The 18,467-nt window shown below is 64.5% G+C and carries 13 protein-coding genes; 3 read left to right on the top strand and 10 right to left on the bottom strand.

The window, feature by feature from the left end:
- A partial coding sequence (locus tag GJ633_RS06125) for an ATP-dependent DNA helicase (protein ID WP_321168932.1) occupies positions 1–1,743 on the bottom strand: 1,743 nt, incomplete at its 3' end.
- Between the two features lie 40 nt (positions 1,744–1,783).
- On the opposite strand from GJ633_RS06125, the gene GJ633_RS06120 reads away from it, so the two are divergent.
- The gene (locus GJ633_RS06120) at positions 1,784–1,948 is read left to right on the top strand and encodes a hypothetical protein (protein ID WP_156588056.1); all 165 of its coding nucleotides are present in this window, start codon (positions 1,784–1,786) and stop codon (positions 1,946–1,948) included.
- A 150-nt stretch (positions 1,949–2,098) separates the two neighbouring features.
- Positions 2,099–3,202 (top strand): HAMP domain-containing sensor histidine kinase, encoded by a 1,104-nt coding sequence (locus GJ633_RS06115; protein WP_321168931.1) that lies wholly within the window; start codon positions 2,099–2,101, stop codon positions 3,200–3,202.
- A gap of 55 nt (positions 3,203–3,257) precedes the next feature.
- On the opposite strand, the gene GJ633_RS06110 is transcribed toward GJ633_RS06115, so the two are convergent.
- The 5 genes from GJ633_RS06110 to sucC form a co-directional block, all read right to left on the bottom strand.
- Positions 3,258–4,634, bottom strand: coding sequence for a tRNA (N(6)-L-threonylcarbamoyladenosine(37)-C(2))-methylthiotransferase (locus GJ633_RS06110; protein WP_156588053.1), 1,377 nt, complete (start codon positions 4,632–4,634; stop codon positions 3,258–3,260).
- Positions 4,635–4,771: 137 nt separating this feature from the next.
- On the bottom strand, positions 4,772–5,119 hold the full coding sequence (locus GJ633_RS06105) for an ArsR family transcriptional regulator (protein ID WP_156588051.1): 348 nt from the start codon (positions 5,117–5,119) through the stop codon (positions 4,772–4,774).
- Between the two features lie 129 nt (positions 5,120–5,248).
- Positions 5,249–7,366 (bottom strand): GAF domain-containing protein, encoded by a 2,118-nt coding sequence (locus GJ633_RS06100; RefSeq protein WP_156588049.1) that lies wholly within the window; start codon positions 7,364–7,366, stop codon positions 5,249–5,251.
- A 125-nt stretch (positions 7,367–7,491) separates the two neighbouring features.
- Complete coding sequence (gene sucD / locus GJ633_RS06095; protein WP_156588047.1) at positions 7,492–8,361, bottom strand: succinate--CoA ligase subunit alpha; 870 nt, start codon at positions 8,359–8,361, stop codon at positions 7,492–7,494.
- Positions 8,358–9,503, bottom strand: a complete 1,146-nt coding sequence (gene sucC / locus GJ633_RS06090) for an ADP-forming succinate--CoA ligase subunit beta (protein WP_156588045.1) — start codon at positions 9,501–9,503, stop codon at positions 8,358–8,360. The genes sucD and sucC overlap by 4 nt, the downstream gene beginning before the upstream one ends.
- A gap of 481 nt (positions 9,504–9,984) precedes the next feature.
- Here sucC and GJ633_RS06085 point away from each other — a divergent pair, with 481 nt between their 5' ends.
- Entirely contained in the window at positions 9,985–10,941 is a 957-nt protein-coding gene (locus GJ633_RS06085; RefSeq protein WP_156588043.1) for a MoxR family ATPase, read from the top strand.
- Positions 10,942–10,965: 24 nt separating this feature from the next.
- Here GJ633_RS06085 and GJ633_RS06080 read toward each other — a convergent pair whose 3' ends face one another.
- The 4 genes from GJ633_RS06080 to GJ633_RS06065 form a co-directional block, all read right to left on the bottom strand.
- On the bottom strand, positions 10,966–12,531 hold the full coding sequence (locus tag GJ633_RS06080) for a hypothetical protein (RefSeq protein ID WP_156588042.1): 1,566 nt from the start codon (positions 12,529–12,531) through the stop codon (positions 10,966–10,968).
- Positions 12,506–13,813: a DUF58 domain-containing protein gene (locus GJ633_RS06075; RefSeq protein ID WP_156588040.1), complete on the bottom strand. Its 1,308-nt coding sequence runs from the start codon at positions 13,811–13,813 to the stop codon at positions 12,506–12,508. The genes GJ633_RS06080 and GJ633_RS06075 overlap by 26 nt, the downstream gene beginning before the upstream one ends.
- Positions 13,810–14,466: a hypothetical protein gene (locus GJ633_RS06070; RefSeq protein ID WP_156588038.1), complete on the bottom strand. Its 657-nt coding sequence runs from the start codon at positions 14,464–14,466 to the stop codon at positions 13,810–13,812. The genes GJ633_RS06075 and GJ633_RS06070 overlap by 4 nt, the downstream gene beginning before the upstream one ends.
- A gap of 155 nt (positions 14,467–14,621) precedes the next feature.
- Complete coding sequence (locus tag GJ633_RS06065) at positions 14,622–17,855, bottom strand: DUF3488 and DUF4129 domain-containing transglutaminase family protein (protein ID WP_156588036.1); 3,234 nt, start codon at positions 17,853–17,855, stop codon at positions 14,622–14,624.
- Positions 17,856–18,467 lie beyond the last annotated feature (612 nt).

Genomic DNA, 18,467 nt, shown 5'->3' with positions numbered 1-18,467 from the left:
GGGGGTCGCGGGCGCTCCAGAGGGGTCCGGGCCGCGAGCCGCGCCGGCGCTGGAGGCGCCCGCGGGCTCGGCGTCGAGGCCGGCGAGCGCGGCCGCGGGATCGAACGGCGGCAGCGAGGGCGTCGTCATCGCCTCGATCTGGTCGCGGAACCACGGCGGCGTGTCGGCGGCCGCGCGGTCGAACAGGTCGAGCAGCGAGTCGTCAGCGAGGTACGTCGCGCCGGAGTCGTCCGGCGCGCGGACCACCCGGCCGCACGCCTGGATGACGGTCCGCAGCGCCGTCCGGTGGTACCAGCCCCACTGGTCGTCCGCGAGCCGGCGGGCGACCCGCGGGTCGCTCGTGTTGCGGTACGGCGCCTTACACACCACCTGCCAGCGGCAGCGGTCGCCGTGGAGGTCCAGCGCCTCCTCCATCTTCACGGAGACGAACACCTCCGGCTCGTCGCTCGCCAGCCACGCCGAAAGCTCCACGTCGCGGTCCTCGCGGCCGTGCCGCCGGACGCGCGCCGCGACGCCGAAGTCGGCGAGCGACTCGACGAGTCGCTCCGCGATGTCGTAGGAGTGCGCGTGGATCAGTCCCTTCTCGTCGGGGTGTTCGGCCATCAGCCGGACGACCAGTCGGGCGATCTTCGGAACCGTCTCGTCCCGGTGATCGTAGGTCATCGGCCCCTGCGTCACGTCGTACAGGGGACGGTTGGCGAGCGGGAAGGTGTGCTCGACGTCGACGAGCGCGACGTTCGACGGGTCGAGCCCGACGCCCCGACAGAACGCCGCCTTCGAGAGGATCGTCGCCGACAGCAGCGCGAACCGGTTCCCGCGGTCCCACACCGTGTGTCTGAGGTACCGGGCCGGGTCCAGCGGCTTGATCGCTATCGGCGACCCCGCGCCGCCGGACTGGTCGACGACCCACGTCGTCGGCGACGTGGGGTCCCGGTAGTCCTCGAGGAACCAGCCCAGCTCCGAGCACAGCTCCTGGAGCCGGTCGTGGCGGGCGACCTCCTCCGGTTCGAGCTCCGGCCGCCCCGTCAGCTCGTCTTTCGCGCGCTTTGCGGCGTCACGGAGCGTCGCCGCGAACCGGGCCGTGCGGTCGAGCGCGTCCTCGTCGGCGCGCGCGTCCGCCTCGACGTCGGGAACGCCGACCTCGTCCCAGACTGGGACGCGCGCCGGTGAGAGTTCGATCGTCGCGTACATCTCGGCCCAGTCCGCGAGCCCGTGCGCCTCGTCGATCACGACCACGTCGCGCTTGCGGAACACCTCGGAGCCCGCGGTCCGCATGAAGTACGCGAGCGTCATGGCCGCGTGGCGGTTCCCGGAGGCGATGGCGCGGTCCGAGAAGTACGGGCAGCGGTGCTTCACGGAGCAGTCGAACCCCCGCTGGCGGACGCAGGGAGCGCGGTCGACCGGCGTGTCGTGCTCGCCGGGGAGGATGCAGTCGTAGTTCGACTTCCCGCGGATCACGGCGAGGTCGTCGAGGAGGTCGTCCGCCTCGGCCTCGTCGATCTGCGACACCTGCGGCGTCGTGTAGTAGGCGCCGGTCGCCTCGCTCGGGGCCGTCTCCTCGACCGTGCTGGCGGCCCCCATCACCGCCCGCGCGAGCAGGGACTTCCCGCTGCCGGTCGGCGCGCGGACGAGGACGACGTCGTTGCCGGCGGCGAACGCGTCGCAGATGTCCGCGAGCGCCCGCTCCTGGGCGCCGCGGAAGCTCGGCGCGGGGAACTCCTCGGGGATCCGGTCGGGGTCCACGGATCTCCGTGGCGCGCTCGCAGAAATAAACCCTCGCAAAGTGACGCCGGACCTCGCTTGTTCGTCGCAAGAGGGCGACGACCCGGGATCGCTGACCGACCGCGATCCGGACCCGCTGTCCGACCGCGATCCGGGAGCTGCGCTCGGATCGTGGGTAGTGGAAGCGGCGTTCACCGAGGAGAACCACCTGGCATATCCCGGATGAAGAAAAGCGACGGAACGGCCTAGAGCGGTTCGCCGCTGCGGTGGAGTCGACCGACGCGGAGTATCGATGTCCGAGCCCACGCGGAGTAGCGATGTCCAACCAGGGAAATCTCCGAAAACATCTATCCGTCCCGGTGATCTACGACGGTCAGTGGCTTCCAGTGTCTCCCCTCGATTTGCGTTCGCCGCTTTGGGGATCATCTGTGCGGGTCTCGCCGCTCAACACTTGGCGTTCGAGGGCAAGGGAATAAGCACACTGCTCGAATTCGTCCTGATTTTCGGTCTCACCGGTACCGTATTTTACACCGCTTACGAGCTTCCTCGGTGGGATATCTCCCCGTCAGGAGAGTGGCGCGCGATAAAGATCTGCGTCGGCACAGCCCTCTCTTTCACCGCGCTCGCCTTCGCCGTCTGGCTCGTCTGGCTGCTCGAACACCACGCGTTCGAGTTCTCGTTTCTGATCTCGTTTGCCGCCAGCCTCGGGACGGCAGTCGGTTCACGAGCCGGCCTGTACGCGGTGAAGGCGGACGAACAGCTCACCGAGGCACAGGAGCTCACCACGCTGCTCTCGATTAACGACCGCGTACTGCGTCACAACATCCGAAACGAGCTTTCCGTGGCGCTCGGCTACCTCGACGGGATCGAAGACGAGACGGAAAATAAAGCGGAACTCGCGGAGCGGGTACAGATCGTCAGAGATCACCTAACGGACCTCGTCGAGACGAGCAACCGAACTCGTCGCATGGTGTCGATCTGGAAGACAGACACCCGCCAGGAGTTCGATCTCGTGTCCGTCATCGAAGACCAGGTGGGACGACTGACGACGGAGGCGCCGGAGGTCTCGATCCGCACGGAGTTGCCCGATCGTTGCTTCGTGCGAGCCCATCCGGCGCTCCCGCTCGCTTTCGAGGAGGCCCTGCAGAACGCGGTCGAACACAACCCCGCTGGCGTGGAGATAACCGTTCGCGTGCAACAGCAGGACGACGACACGACGAGTGTCGTGATAACAGATACGGGCCGTGGAATTCCGCCGAGCGAACGAGAGACACTGCAAAACGCAGAGGAGACACCGCTCGAACACACCGAGGGACTCGGACTGTGGATGATACACTGGATCGTAACGCGGTCTGGTGGAACCGTCGAGTTCGCGGACAACGACCCGCAGGGAACGGTCGTTCGGATTCGGCTCCCGACCCAGCGCAACTCGCGAGAACAGGACGACACGGAGTCGGGTGTCTTTCGTGGGCTCCCCTGATCCGCGCTCGCCGGTGCGGCTTGGTTCTCCGCGCCTGGTCACTGCGAGGGAGCCGTCACGTGGCGGACGAGACGGTCGACTTCGCCTGGTCGTCACACTCGGCGGACTCGCTCTCGGTCGTCTCTCCGTCGATCGTTTCGCCGTCCGTCACGGGTTCGCCGTCCGCCACGAGCTCGTCATCCGCCACCGGGTCGCCGAACGCGTAGACCGTGTTGTGACCGGTCACCTCTACGGTCAGGAAGTCGCCCACCGCGACGCCGCGGTCGGGGGCGTTCTGCACGATGATCTGCCGGTAGGCGGCGTCGCGGCACTTCACCGAGTCGCCGGTCCCCTCCTCGACGACGAGCACTTCGAAGGTCTCGCCGACCATCGACGCGTACGCCTCGCCGACGACGTCCATCTTCAGCGCCGACATCGCCTTCGAGCGCTCCTTTTTCACCGTGCCGCCGAGCCCCTTCATGTCGGCGGCGTCGGTGCCGGGCCGCTTGGAGAAGCGGGTGACGTTGATCTTCTCCGGGCGGACCTCCCGGAGGAGGTCCATCGACCGCTCGTGGTCGGCCTCGGTCTCGGTCGGGAACCCGACGATGAAGTCGGTCGAGAGCGTCCAGTGGTCGAGCCGGTCGTCGAACGCGTCGACGACCTCGCGGAACTTCTCGATGCGGTGTTGCCGGCGCATGTCCGCGAGCACGTCGTCCGAGCCCGACTGTACGGGCGCGTGGACGAAGTCGTACAGCTCCTCGTTGCGCGCGAACACGTCCGCCAGCTCCTCGTGGATCCCGTGGATGCCGCCGGGGTTCGCCATCCCGAGCCGGACGCGGAACTCGCCGTCGATGTCGCAAATCCGGTCGAGCAGCTCCGGGAGCTTCCGCTCGCCCTCGTCCCAGCCGTAGACGCCGGTGTCCTGGCCGGTCACGCGGATCTCCTTCGCGCCGGCGTGGACCAGCGCGCGGGCCTTCTCGACGTTCTCTTCGACGGGCGGCGAGTCGACCCGGCCGGTCGCGAACTTGGTGATACAGTACGAGCAGTTGCTCATGCAGCCGCGGGCGATGGGGAGGATGCCGACGACCCCGTCGAGGACGGGTTCGGCGTCGGGCGTGACGGTGGGACACTCGCCGTTGAGCGCGTACGAAGGGACCTCGTCCCAGTGGAGGATCTCGGCGTCGATCCCGGCCTCCTCGAACAGGTCGCCCTGCGCGAGCGCCATGCAGCCGGTGACGACGAGGTCGGCCGTCTCCTCGGCCAGTTCCTCGGCGCGCCGGAGCATGTTCCGCTCCGTCTTCTCGACGACCGTGCAGGTGTTGAGGATGGCGACGTCCGCGTCTTCGGGGCCGTCTGCGGGACGGTGGCCGCCGTCGCGCAGCGCCCGCTCTATCTCGCGGCTCTCACCCCGGTTCGAACTGCAGCCGTAGGTTTCGATGTGGTACGTCGCCATCGACTGGGCGCACTACCGCCCGCGGGGGCAAAAAACGCGACGGATCTCGGAGCCCGCGACGAACCGAGAGCGCCGGCGAACGGCCAAGAGCCGTAGAGAGCGTGACAAGCTGGCGAGCCGCCGTGAGACCTGTGCCGTCAGTCCTCAGCGACCGCGGCGGCTGGCGCGTCGGGGTCGGCGACAGACGTGTCGGAGTCGGCGGTGCCCTCCGACTCCGCGGCAGCGTCGGGGTCGACCGGTGTCGGGCGCTCCGACGGCGGGACGATCCGGTACACCGACCGCCGGGCGTCTCGCAGGCACAGCCCCTCCTCGACGAGCCCGACTTCGGTGAGTTTCTCCACCGCGAACCGGACGGTCCGGGTCGAGAGACGGGTCTCCTCGGCGAGCCCGGTCTGGTCGAACCGACCCTCCTGTTCGAGGACGTAGTAGACCAGTTTGGCGCTCGGCGGAAGCGAGTCGAGCCGCTCGCGGGTACCGTCGTCCATATTCGAACAACACGGCCGAGTCGGGCATAACCGTGGCTCGGGTGTGTGCGGGGTCCACACTGCAACGACCGATTTATGTACGATGATCGCTCGGTGCCGGCGCCAAGCGGCGACGCCGATCGCGGGGGCTCACTCGTCGACGCGGAACTCGAACCGCGCGCCGTCGGCGTCCTCGACCGAGAGCGTCCACCCGTGTGCGGCAGCGATCTCGCGGACGATCGCCAGCCCGAACCCCGTCCCGTCGTCGACGCTCGACGTGCCGTACTCGAGGGCCGCGTCGGAGTCGATGTCGAATCCAGTCCCGTCGTCCGCGACGTAGAAACCGTCCGCGAGCGTGCCGACGGTGACGGTGAGCGACGGGTCGGTCCGCACACCGTCCGCCGCCTCGTCCGTCTCGCTCGATTCGTCCGTCTCGCTCGGCTCGTCCATCGCGCCCGCCCCGTCTGCCGCACCGATCTCGTCCCGGTCGCTCGTTCCGTCCGACCCGTTCGGAATCCCGTGTTCCACGCTGTTCGTGAAGAGGTTCTCCAGTAGGGTTCGGAGCCGTTCGGGGTCGGCCCGGACGACCGCGTCGGAGTCGGCGAGATCGAGCGACGCGTCCGCCGTGTCGACGGTGCGCCACGCCTGCCGGGCGGCCGTCCCGAGCGAGACCCGTTCGGGCTCGTCGACGGTCTGTCCCTGCCGCGCAAGCGCGAGAAGGTCGTCGATGAGCTGCATCATCCGGTCGTGGGCGTCTTTCACGCGGTCGAGGTCCGCGAGGAGCGACTCGTCGTCCACCCGCTCACGAGCGAGGTCGAGCCGCCCCGCGGCGACCGACAGCGGGTTGCGGAGGTCGTGTGACACCAGCCCCGCGAACTTCTCCAGCCGGTCGATCTCGCGCTGGAGCGCCGCGTCGCGCTCGCGGAGCTGGGCGGTCCGCTCGGCGTGGTCGAGCGCGACGGTGACGTTCGCGGCGAGCACGCGCGCCAGCTGCACCTCGGTCTCGTCGAAGAAACCCGGCTCGCGCGAGCCGAGCGGCATCACGCCGTGGTCGCCGAGCGGAACCGCGAGGAGGCTCCGGTGGTCGCCGTAGCCGATCGCCGTCTCGACCGAGTCGAGGTCGTCGACCCGGACCGGCTCCCCGCGGTCGAACGCCTCCCAGATCCGGCCGTCTCCCGGCCCGAGGGACGGCCGCTCGCCCAGCGCCTCGGTCGCCTCCTCGCTGATCGCGGTCGGCAGCAGGGCCCCTTCTTCCTCGTCGTACAGCCGGACCCCGCTGCTCGGAAATTCCAGGATGTCGATAGCCGCGCGCGCGGCGATCTCGGCGATCTCCTCGCGGTCGCTCCCGCGGAACATCTCGCGGGTCGCCTCGTGGAGCCGCCTGAGCGTCCGCTCGACGCGCTTCTGTTCGTCGATGTCCGCGTAGACGCCGTACACCGACGTCGCGTCCGGCCGGTCGATCGGTATCAGGTGCAAGAGGAAATCGCAGACGCCCTCCGGCGTCAGGCGACGGACCTCCGTCCGGACCGCCTCGCCGCCGGCCGCGACCGCCTCGAGGTCGATCCCGTCGGCGTCGTCCGGGACGATCCCGTCCAAGAACTCCGGGAACTCGTGTTCGTCGGCCGCGTAGCCGAACGTCGCCTCGAACGCGTCGTTCGTGTCGGCAAGCCGCACCGCGCCGTCGTCGGCCACGACCGCCCTGACGATCGGGAGAGGAAGCGCCTCGAACAGCGCCGACACCTCGGTCGCGAACTCCCTGACGGCAGCCCGTGACGTGTCCGCTCCCTCGCCCGGCGATCCGAACCGGTCCGGTCTCCGCGTCGGGCGGCGGGCGAGCGCGTCACGCACGCGCTCGGCCAGCGTCTCGTGTCCGTCCTCGGCCCGGACGTAGTCGGTGACGCCGGCGCCGATCGCGTCGCTCGCGACCGCCTCGCTGCCCGCGTCGGTGAAGAGCACGAACGGCAGGTCGGGGGCGACCTCCCGGACCGCGGCGAGCAGTTCGACCCCGTCGACCCCGGACAGATTGTAGCCGCTGACCACGCAGTCGACGCGTCCCTCCCCGACCGCGTCGAGCGCGTCGTCGGGATCGGTCACCGTGATCGCCTCGGCGCGGTCGACCAGCCGCTCGACGCGGGCCGAGGCGCGACCGACAACTCCGGACTCGCCGTCGACGAACAGGATCCGCCGAACCCCTTCGTCGGCCGGGTCCGATCGACGCGCAACTTCCCGCGCCGACGTGTCGCCGGCCGCTCCGGAGCCGAGAACCATGTGTATACGTCATCCTACGGGTAGTTTTACCTTTCGTTTCACTATCATAATACGAATCAGAGACGGACGAAATCGACGGACAACGAAGGGACGAACGCGAACGTCGGCGGGACGAATCGCGAGAGCTACAGGAAGTCCTCGACGTGGTCGGCGACCTCCTCGGGGGTGTCGCCGACCGGGACGCCCGCGTCGTTGAGCGCGTCGATCTTCGACTGGGCCGTGCCGGTGCCGGAGCCGGAGACGATGGCGCCGGCGTGACCCATTCGCTTGCCCGGCGGGGCGGTCCGGCCCGCGATGAAGCCGGCGACGGGCGTGTCCATGTACTCGCCGATGAACTTCGCGGCCTGCTCTTCGTCCTCGCCGCCGATCTCGCCGCACATCACGACCGCGTCGGTGTCATCGTCGCTCTCGAACGCCTCTAAGGCGTCGATGAACGAGGTGCCGATGATGGGGTCGCCGCCGATGCCGATGGCGGTCGACTGGCCGAGCCCGCGCTCGGTGAGGTTGTCGACGACCTGGTAGGTGAGCGTCCCCGAGCGGGAGACGAGCCCGACGTTCCCGTCCGCGAAGATGTTGCCGGGCAGGATGCCGAGCTTCGACTCGCCGGGGGTGATGATCCCCGGACAGTTCGGCCCGATCAGGCGCGTGTCGACCTCGGAGAGCCGCTTTTTCACCTTCGCCATGTCCTGGGTCGGGATGCCCTCGGTGATCGCGACCGCGAGGTCGAGGTCCGTGTCGAGCGCCTCGAAGATGGCGTCGCCCGCGAACGCCGGGGGAACGAAGACCACTGACGCGTCCGCGTTCTCGGCCTCGACGGCCTCGTCGACGGTGTCGTAGACGGGGACGCCGGAGACCTCCTGGCCGCCCTTGCCGGGCACCGCGCCGGCGACGACGTTGGTGCCGTACTCGATCATCTGGCCGGCGTGGAACTTCCCCTCCCCGCCGGTGATTCCCTGTACCACGACGCGCGTGTCGTCGTCGACGAAAATGCTCATTGGGCCACCTCCTCCGCGTTCTTCACCGCGCGCTGGACCGCGTCCTCCAGCGTCTCCTCGACCTCGATCAGGTCGGTGTTCAAGATCTCCATCCCCTCCGCGGCGTTGGTCCCCGCGAGCCGGACGACCACCGGCTTCGGGATCTCGTCGAACTCCGCGAGCGCCTCGTTGATCCCCTTGGCCACCTCGTCGCCCCGGGTGATCCCGCCGAAGATGTTGAACACGACGCTGTCGACGTTGGGGTCGGAAAAGACCATGTCGAGCGCCTGCGTGACGCGCTCGGCCTTCGCGCCGCCGCCGATGTCGAGGAAGTTCGCGGGCGCGCCGCCGTAGTAGTCGACCAGGTCGAGCGTCGTCATCACGAGCCCGGCGCCGTTGCCGATGATCCCGACGTTCCCGGAGAGGCGGACGTAGTCGAAGCCGTACTCGCCGGCCTTCCGCTCTAAGTCGTCCTCGTAGGACTCCTCGGCCAGCTCGGCGAGGTCAGGCTGGCGGAACAGCGCGTCCTCGTCGATGTTCATCACGGCGTCCGCGGCGACGACGTCGCGGTCGCTCGTGATCATCACGGGGTTGACCTCGATCTCCGAGGCGTCGTTCTCCTCGTAGAGGTCGTACAGCGTCGAGAGGATCGACGCGACGTCGAGCGCCACGTCGGCGTCGACGCCGGCCTCGTAGACGACCTTGCGGGCCTGGTACGGGTGGAGCCCGAACGAGGGGTCGACGTGTTCGCGCGCGATCGCGTCGGGGTTCTCGGCGGCGACCTCCTCGATGTTCACGCCGCCCTCGGTCGAGACCATCAGCACGGGCTGCCCCTCGCCGCGGTCCATGGTGACGCCGACGTACAGCTCGTCGACGAAGTCGACGCCGGCCTCGACGAGGACCTGGTCGACGGTGTACCCTTTCAGGTCCATCCCGAGGATCTCCTCGGCGTACTGTGCGGCCTCCTCGCGGTCGGTCGCGATCTTGATCCCGCCGGCCTTCCCGCGGCCGCCCACGTGGACCTGCGCTTTGATCGCCGCCGGGTAGCCTATCTCGTCGACGGCGTCGAGCGCCTCCTCGACGGTCGTCGCGAGCCGGGAATCCGGTACGGGGATCCCGGCGTCGGCGAAGATGGTCTTCGCTTGATATTCGTGAAGCTTCATCCGTTTCGAAGGGTGGGCGACGGCGGCTTAAATGGTGCCGATTCGGCTCGAACGGGTGGCTGGCGTCGTGTCTCGGCAGCCGGCGAGCGACGTGGACGATCCGAAAGTGACGGCCGCGACGACGAAAAGACAGATCACGATCCCGAGTTGGCTTCGAGACGCGTTCGGCCTCGAACAGGAACGAAGTCAGGGTGTCCGAACACTCGTCACTCACTGGAAGGCGGGGATACGGGCTCGTCTCCCGATCATATTACCAGAGTGTTAAGAAAAGTTCTCACACCTGTACAGGATTCGCTCAGTACAGACCAAGCACGCATCGCTCAGTATAGGATCCTACTCAGCGGAACCGGGAGCGTCATAGTCTACAGGATATTGACGGGCGGTGTAGCTAGCCTTGTTCAATTTGGCGTCAACACGAGGATCGCTGGTTCTGTGCCGAGTAACCGGTAGGATTGAAATACCTCCCAGACGACATGATGGTATGGATGGAGATGCGGCGACAAACATCTGCGAGGACGTTATCGAGACGATCTCTGATGTGGTAGTCGTTGATCGGGAGATCCTCGAGACAGTGCTCACTGGCGTGCTTTCTCGCGGCCATGTGCTCGTGGAGGATGTCCCTGGAACCGGAAAGACGCTGATGGCACGGAGTTTTGCGTCAGCGCTTGGGTTGTCGTTCAACCGGATCCAGTTCACGCCTGACCTCCTCCCAAGTGACATCACGGGGTCACACGTGTACCGCGATCAGCAAGGTGAGTTTGAATTTGCAGAGGGACCAATCTTTGCAAACGTCGTCTTGGCAGACGAAATCAACCGTGCGCCACCAAAAACACAGGCTGCGCTGCTGGAGGCCATGTCAGAAGGACAGGTATCAGCCGACGGAACGACTTACCAGCTTCCCGATCCATTCTTCGTTATCGCCACACAGAATCCGGTCGAGCAAGAGGGAACGTTCGCGCTCCCGGAAGCACAGCGTGATCGATTCATTCTGAAGGCGACTCTTGGCTATCCCGACACAGACGGGATGCAGACCATCCTTGACCGTCGAGCTGATCGGACCGCCCGCACGCCCAGTCCGCAACGCGTCGTCGACGGTGACATTGTGTCTGAACTACAGATCGTCCCCGAACAAGTTACCGTGGAGGGGGGGATTCGCGACTACATCATCGCCCTCGGAGAGGCAACCCGGGCGGACGAGCGGGTCGAGGTCGGTGTCTCACCACGTGGGATCCAGCGGCTGTTTGAGGCGAGCCGGTCTCATGCGCTCATTCAAGGACGAGAGTACGTCGCCCCCGACGACATCAAGGCAATCATTGCGGAGACGTTCGTCCACCGATTGGTGTTGACCGCAGATGCGACGGTACGGGATATGTCGGCACACGCCGTTGTCGACGATGTTGTCGAGCGCGTCGAGGTCCCCGCTGTCGCCGTCACATAACGCAACCCGTGGTGCTCGGCACCGCTATCGCGTCGCAAGGAACAACAGGATTGTGCCGACTGACGCCGCGACGACGGCGACTGCAGTTGGAGGAGCAGGGAGCTGTGGCAGTCTGCTGATCACCGCAAGCGTCCCAACTCCGAGCCCAACAGTCCCGACAGCGATCACAGCACCGCCGGCGCCGTGGACGATTTCCGCCCGACGAGAGGTGCCTGCCCGTCCGATCTCTTGACCGAGCGTCATGCTGAATTCACCAAGATCCAACACGTAGAGACTCGCTGCGATGCCCACAAGAACGATAGGGATCGGTACGCCGGAGATCCCCGCAGCGATGGCGGTGAGAAATACCCCACTGCCGGCGAGCTGTATGCCAGAATGCTGGCTCAGCAGTCCGATAGCGTGGACGAGACTCACTGCAAGTGCCGCAACCGCCGCGGTTGCAAGGCTGAAGAGGATGACCCCTGAGAGCAACGCGAACGACCCGACCGTTTCGAATAGGTCACGGAGCACTCGTTGGGCTGTGTCGCTTGTGCTCCGCTCAAGAGCGGCTGCTGCGGCGGGTTCATGAGCGATCACGACCACAGCAGTGAGGAGGCTACCGATCGCGATCGGAGCGACGGGGAGGTATGTGGGTCGAAACTGACGTGAAGCCAGCATCCGAACTGATCGGATTACGAGGAGACTGCTCAACCCGACCGCGATCCCGACGACCAGCAGTTGCCGAGGCAGCGACGCGTATGAGACTGCGATGAGCCCTTGGACCACGTCTGCCGGGAGCTCCTCGGGTGGGATCACCGACGAACTAATCATGATGAGCGCACAGAATTCGGTGACCAGCGCGACACCCATACCCACCCGTAACCAGCTCAGAACGGTGTCACGCGCGTTCGTGACAGATTGGCGGTTCGATCCGTGTGTGAGTTCGACCACTGGGAGGCGGCCCATCGCCACGTAGAGGACGACCATGGTGACAAAACACAGCGCGACGAACTCGACAAACTTCGGCAGCACTGCGCCAACTGCTGACGTTGGTTGCGTTGGGCGAAGCAGCTGACCGAAGCGGGCTGCGACGAACTCAGCCCCGGCGGAGTCCAGTGGTTGCCACCAATCGACGGCGACAGCCACAACCGGGACAAACCCGACACTCAGAAGCCGGAGCACGGTATACCCCGCATCACGTGCCGGTGAGAGATCCCGAAGTGCGGCGACTACCCCGAAGCCGGTGCACAGCCCGGCCCCAACGATCAGGAACGGGGCAGCTGCGAGCGTGTCGAATGGAGGAGTTGGGGGCCACGCCACCTGGACAATGACGGCTGCTGCAACAGAACCAAACAACCCAAGTCCAGTCAGCGTTGCGAGCAGCCCACCTGCTGCGACAGTGAGCCGATGATCTCCAGATCCGACAGTGGCGACCGTCACTACCAGCGTGATCCCGGTGATGAATCCAAGGAGCGCCACGAGAACGTCGCCTGTGACCGTTGCAAGCCCAAGCGTGCTGCCAACTGCAACGATGGCTGCCGCCGTAGTGGTTGGTAGCGTCGGCTGCCAGTTTGTCGGTGGAATCTCACCACCACCAGGCGAGCTGGTCATGTGGCGGCCTCCATCGCAGTTGCCAGCGGGAATCGGGTGTCCCAGTCACACACTGTGGCACCCGCACTTCGCACCCGCGCGAGGGTGAGGCGACGCTCAATCCGCGCGACGGTCTTTCCGATCGTGTCACGATCGGTGATATCGGGCGTACAACGGCGACATGGCGATCGGTCGCACACAGCGTTTCGACCAGCTCACCCGTCGATTCGTCGAGCGCCGGTGTCACGAGCACCACATCAGCGTTCGAAGGGAGTCGCTCGTGAAGTTCACGTGAGTGGGTCGGGCCGTTCTCGTCGCCATCTTGTGTGGCCTCAACGAGACTGTCAAACGTCGCCTCAATCTGGCGCCGCGTTGCCTCGTCTGCACCGGGTGAGATCCACGGGTGGCCATCCCCATTCGTTGGCACTGGAACTGCGATCTCGGCGGCTTTAACGCTGTCCGTCCGAAGCCCAACTTCGTTGCCATCTGCGAACAACCGTGTCACAACACGGTCTGCAGCGTAGACTGTCAGCTCACTCGCCGTTGGGTAGCCCGCTCCACGGGCGACCTGACCGGTCTCAAGTCGATCGACGATAACAACAGTCTCTGTTGCGCTCGTCTCGGTAAATTGGATTGTGGCGAGGTTGCCCGTCTTCGCAAACCCGCGCCAGTCAACGCGCCTGATGTCATCGCCCGGTCGATACTCTCGGGTCGAATGGAATTCGATCCCCTCACCGCCGCGATCGACGGGTTGGGTTCCGACACGCCGGAGCGAGCCCCGCAGCTGGGGCACATCGCCAGCATCACGCCGGCAAATCAGCGTTGACTTACCGGTGACGCTGGATCGCGTAGTGGTGACGGCGGCCGAAGAGAGCGGCCGGGCCCGCACAACCGGCGACGCAAATTCGTACGCTCCTTGGCTCGGGACGACATCGTACGTAACCGACGCAGTTTCGCCAGGGCGGATCGACAGACATGCACGCGGGGAGCCGGCGTCCACAGGGAGCTCCGTCGGAACGCAATCAACGATCCGAACGTCGGTGAGGGTTGTGTCTCCAACGTTTTTGAGACGCAGTGTGACCGTCGCTCGCTCGCCGGGAGCCGCTGGATCCGGATCGATGTCTCGGTCAATATCCACATCGATGGCAGGCGGGGTGGCGATCCACCCGACGAGTACATAGCCGAGTGGCACAGCCGCTCCCACGAACAGCGCCGGCTCTCCGAACACGGTACCGGTGGTCACGAGGAGAATTGCAGCGAGGGTCGCGCCATCGAACCGGCCCGTGAGCGCGGTCTCTGTCATTGTAGTTCACCCGTGGAAAGCTGGTCGCTTTCGGTATCGAACCGGATAGCGATGGCGTTGGTTGTCCGCTCAATCCGGCGGCGTTTGGTCCGCGCCGGTCGAAGCCAAGTGACCAGGCGCTGCCGGCGTGAAAGCGTCGCCTCACGGTCGGCGAGATAGGCGGCTGCAACGGTATCGTCTGTCCATGTACCATCGTCGATGCGGGTTTGCGCCTCTTCGGGAGAGAGTCCGTCAACGGTAACCAGCGCGTCAGCCGTGAGTGAGCGTAATTGCGTCCGGATGGAATCCGTCTGGCCGCTTCCAGTGGCGGCCACGAGTGTGTCAACACTATCATCGAAGGATGTTCCGATCACGGGTGTGGTCTCTGCTTCTTCTGGTGGGTTCGATCGTAACGTCTCGAAACGTGGAATTTGGTCGTCGCCTGGTGATGAGGATTCCGACTGCATACTGGCCCATGCGGGTCTTGTCAAGAGGATCCACAGTGCACACCCCACACCAAGTAAGGCGAACAGTCTTGCCCGAACCATCTCGTCTGCGATCGCTGGACTCCGAGCAATCGCGGTGATCGAAACGATCGACTCGACCTCTTGTGGCGCAAACAGGAGCAGTGCTGCGACCCCAATGAGAGCGGTCCCGGCGACGCCAATAACCACACGAACCGCGCGTGAAAAGGCACCGCCCCCATCTGAACTGTGCGATCCGGTAGATTCACTCGCCGACTCGCTGTCCTCGGGCGGAGAGTCTGCGGTTCCAAGCGCGTGTCGATCGTCGTTTCTGTTTGAGCTAGCTGCTTGAATTCCACGACCCGTCACGAATTAGCCTCCGTATCATCGTCATCGGTGCGGATCTGTTCAAGTGCGTCTCGGGCGGCCGGCGCACACTCATCTGGAGATGTATTCCCGTACTCAACGTCTCGGAATGCGTCGGTCAGCGTCCGAACGGACTCCGGTGGGAGTTCATCCCGACGGATCGCCCAGCGGGCGATCTCTCCCGGGGTCGAGGTACGCCACGACCGGATTGAGACGTGATCACGGAACTCCGCCCAAGCCTCGCGGATCGTGAGCAGTTCATCATCGACTGGCTCCTCCCCTGGTCTCCCCGCGTGGCCACGGTGAGCCGAACTGGCAGATGATCCACCGCCTCGCGTGCTAGTCCGGAGCGACTGCACGAACTGGCGAAGGGACGCGAGGAGTGTCAGGGGGTGGAGTCGGTGGGGGAGCGTCCGAACGATGGCCACACCGCGACGAGCGGCTCGAGCGGCGTGTCTACTGAGCGCGCGCAGGAGCTGGATCGTTCCACTAACCCCCTCTCGGAGCAGAGCAGAGGCTCTCAACACGCCGCGATGAAGCGCCGACACCATGTGGTCGAAGGTGGCCGCGATTCCGACGAGCCCGGCGACCGCCGAGCGAACCAGCCCGACGGCCACCTGCACTACTGAGCGGGAGGCCGACCGCACAGATGTTCCACTCCGGTAGACGCGTCTCCCCACAACACCAACGCCAACGACGCCAATGCCAAGCACCAGCGCAAGGTTACGGTAGAGGTTGGTGACGGTAGTTGTCGCCGTCGTACTGGTGCCGTCCACGTCTGCGGTCGTCTCAATCGTGGCCGTGTTAGCCAGTGGCAGTGTAACTGCTGCCGTTCCCGCTGGTCCGGTCATCGCGGCCGACTCACCGGCAACTGCGACCGTCGCATTCTCGACTGGTTCACCGTCGACACGAGCGGTGATCTCAGTCGCTGTCAGTGGCAACGGAAGGATCGTTGACGCAGTGGTCGTCATTTCGAATGTGGCCACCGAGATGGTCCGGTTCCCGAACGCCTCACCGCGTGAGACAGCCACCTCGGCGGCGTTGGTAGTGGGGAGTTCAGCGCGTGCCTCGCCGTTTGCCCCGGTTTGTGTAACTTCGGTTCCATTCACCCGGACGGTTCCATTACGGACCGGCGCACCGTCGATCGTCGCGCGGAGTGTGACTGGTTCGCCGGCGATCGGTTTGGTTTGGGGCTCAATATCGATGTCAACCGGGACATTAACTGTGACGTTGCTGTCGGTCTGGGCGATCGTATCGCCGCTGGTGGCTGGAGTACCGAGGCCTCTTGCAGCGATGCCTACTGGGGCCGTCGAAACCAGCTGGCTACGTACTTTGGAGCCTAGTGGTGACCCAGCTATCCCCTCAAAAGCTCGTGGCTGCGTGTTGCTCGCGAGTGATTCTGCCTGGCCCTCCGGATTGTCATCACGGGCAACAATCTCGAGTGACGCGACATACGGCACCTCGCCGGTCACGTTCCCGTCGCCGTCCGTCTCACCGACCGACTCTCCGTTGAATAACACCTCGACGCCGGAGACAGGGTCGCCGCTCCGTGTCACTGTTACCGTCAGATCACTCCCCGGGACAGGGTCGTTAGCAGGTTCTATCTCGAGCGGTTCCAGTTCTTCTTCGTCGTCTGTTTCGTTTTGGCTACCTTCTTGATCTGTCTCGGTGTCGGTGTTGTCTTCCTCGGTTTGGGTATCTTCCTCCGGTTCGGTTTGTGAATCCTCTTCAGATTCGTTCTCAGTACCCTCCTGTTCTGAGTCGGTTTGTGAATCCTCTTCGTCTGAGTCGTTTGCTTGGTCACCGGATTCGTCCTGCCCGTTCGTCTCCTTGTTTCCGCCAGTGTTTGACTGCCCAGTGTCACTCGATCCGGACCCGGGTCCGGATTGCAAGGAGTCAGGCGTTGGACCTGCATATCCAGAGTCGGCATTATCACGGCCCGCTTCCGAGCGCCCACTAGGCGGTGTCGGATCAAAGGGTACCCAGCCGACATCGTCGATGTACACCTCAACCCACGCATGAGCATTTTGGCCGCGAACAACGTACTCGCCGTCATCGACTTCTTCACCGGCCGTGTAGCCAGTCACATAGCGTGCAGGGATGTCTTGTGTCCGGAGCATCGCGACCATTGTTGTCGCGAAGTACTGACAGTATCCGGCCTCCATGTCGAAGACGAATGCGGTCGCGACATCTGCCTCGCGATCATGGGTCGCATCCAACGAGTACTCCTTATTCTCCATCAGCCACATTTGGACCGCTGCGGCAGTCTCATAGGGCGTCTCCGCGTCAGACGTGATGCCTGCTGTCCGGTCACCAAGCCGTTCTGGCGTCTCCTCCGGGAGTTGAGTGTATCGGGTGTGGATATCGGGCGGAATCGTTCCACTCCCAGTGGTCGACGCAGCCGCCTCGTGTGATGGTGGGCCGTACGTGCTTGTGGTGTATGTATCGCCGGCCTCGATGGGGTCTGAGACAGTCAGCCCGCGTTCTTCAGTAACGAAGACTTGAGTATTCGGCGCCTCGGCCGACAATGGACGCCACGCTGTCGCCAACGCGTCAAAGGATCGATTTACAGTCACACGGATCTCATGCGACGGCTCTGGGTTCCCTTCGGTAACGTGGAGCGGGCCATCAAGCGGTCTCTGTTCTCCTGGCTGTCGATCCCAGCCGGTGCCGGTGTACGTTGCATACGCACCGAGCCGCCAGCGCGACGGCTCTGGACTCTCAATGCGTAGTTCTTCGTGATCCGAGAGTGACAGCGGTCCGCCCACCGTGTTTTGCTCTGGATAACCGCCTCCAGAGACGCCGCCGTAGTTCTCGACACCCGACTCCGCTGGCGAGCCATCCTCAGCGAGTTCAGTAGTGCCTCCGGAGGATCCACTGTCTTGCCCACTTGCCGTCTCTTCTCCAGATTCTCCACGCTCGCCGCTCTCACCGTTGCCACCAGCTCTGGCTCCCGACTCGCCACTGACTTCACTGCCGTTCCCCTCACTACTCTCACCGTTACCGCCAGATCCGGCTCCCAGGTTGTTACTCCCAGATACGCTGCTCCCGCCCGAGTTCCCGCTTGAATCGCTATCGACAAGCAGTTCCTCGTTGGCCGGCCCGTCACTTTCTTCCACACCGAGATCCGAAACCGACGTCTCGATCCCGATTACCGGAGCAAGTGACCCACCAAGAACGATCCCCATTAGACAAATTAACGCGACCCCAAGTCGGAGGACCGTTCCCTTCACATCACCACTTGTTTATTTCTGTACATATTAACCTATCCCTACCTACGTCCATCTTCCGTGAACTAGGATCCAGAGAGACTGTTCTGATCATATCCCGGATTTCGCCACGAAAGAGTGTCTTCTTTCGCTGAGATTCAGATGATTCCGATCCTGTTGAGTGGGCAGACTCCAGGCCCTGATATCCTCTCACGGCCAAGAGTGTAAATTGAACGCGACTCCACTACCGTGGGCCCAGAATAACTTCAGGGGCGAAAATAGTGAGAGCGAGTAGACCCACCAACAAGAGGATCGCAGTGACACGCAACCCACCTGCTATCTGTCGACGCTCTGCCGGAAGGGACTCAGCGAATCCAGACAGAGCGAATCCAACTGCCATAAGAAGCGAACTGATTGAGGAACCATCGTGTATGATATCGAAATAGAAGTAGATACTTGCCATAACGAACGAGCCAGCAAACATTACGAGTGCATTGAGTCTTCTAGAGGGTTCACTAAAGACAACGTCTCTGATTTTGGAGGGCATGGATGGTCTATTCCCTCGGCAACGTACATAGATGTAGTGAAATAAATATCACCCAACTGTGATTTTCCACAGTACAGGTGAGAGAACGA

Origin of the sequence: Halorubrum sp. CBA1125 (assembly GCF_009742825.1) — an archaeon.
Taxonomy (GTDB): domain Archaea; phylum Halobacteriota; class Halobacteria; order Halobacteriales; family Haloferacaceae; genus Halorubrum.
The sequence above is the reverse complement of the archived record's forward strand: the minus strand, read 5'-3'. Positions and strand labels throughout refer to the sequence as shown.

What these genes read in the sequence shown, in the direction of transcription:
- sucD (WP_156588047.1), bottom strand. Translation starts at nt 8,361, where the DNA reads ATGAGCATTTTCGTCGACGACGACACGCGCGTCGTGGTACAGGGAATC.
- GJ633_RS06075 (WP_156588040.1), bottom strand. Translation starts at nt 13,813, where the DNA reads ATGACAGAGACCGCGCTCACGGGCCGGTTCGATGGCGCGACCCTCGCT.
- GJ633_RS06110 (WP_156588053.1), bottom strand. Translation starts at nt 4,634, where the DNA reads ATGGCGACGTACCACATCGAAACCTACGGCTGCAGTTCGAACCGGGGT.
- GJ633_RS06085 (WP_156588043.1), top strand. Translation starts at nt 9,985, where the DNA reads ATGGATGGAGATGCGGCGACAAACATCTGCGAGGACGTTATCGAGACG.
- GJ633_RS06080 (WP_156588042.1), bottom strand. Translation starts at nt 12,531, where the DNA reads ATGACCAGCTCGCCTGGTGGTGGTGAGATTCCACCGACAAACTGGCAG.
- GJ633_RS06105 (WP_156588051.1), bottom strand. Translation starts at nt 5,119, where the DNA reads ATGGACGACGGTACCCGCGAGCGGCTCGACTCGCTTCCGCCGAGCGCC.
- sucC (WP_156588045.1), bottom strand. Translation starts at nt 9,503, where the DNA reads ATGAAGCTTCACGAATATCAAGCGAAGACCATCTTCGCCGACGCCGGG.
- GJ633_RS06100 (WP_156588049.1), bottom strand. Translation starts at nt 7,366, where the DNA reads ATGGTTCTCGGCTCCGGAGCGGCCGGCGACACGTCGGCGCGGGAAGTT.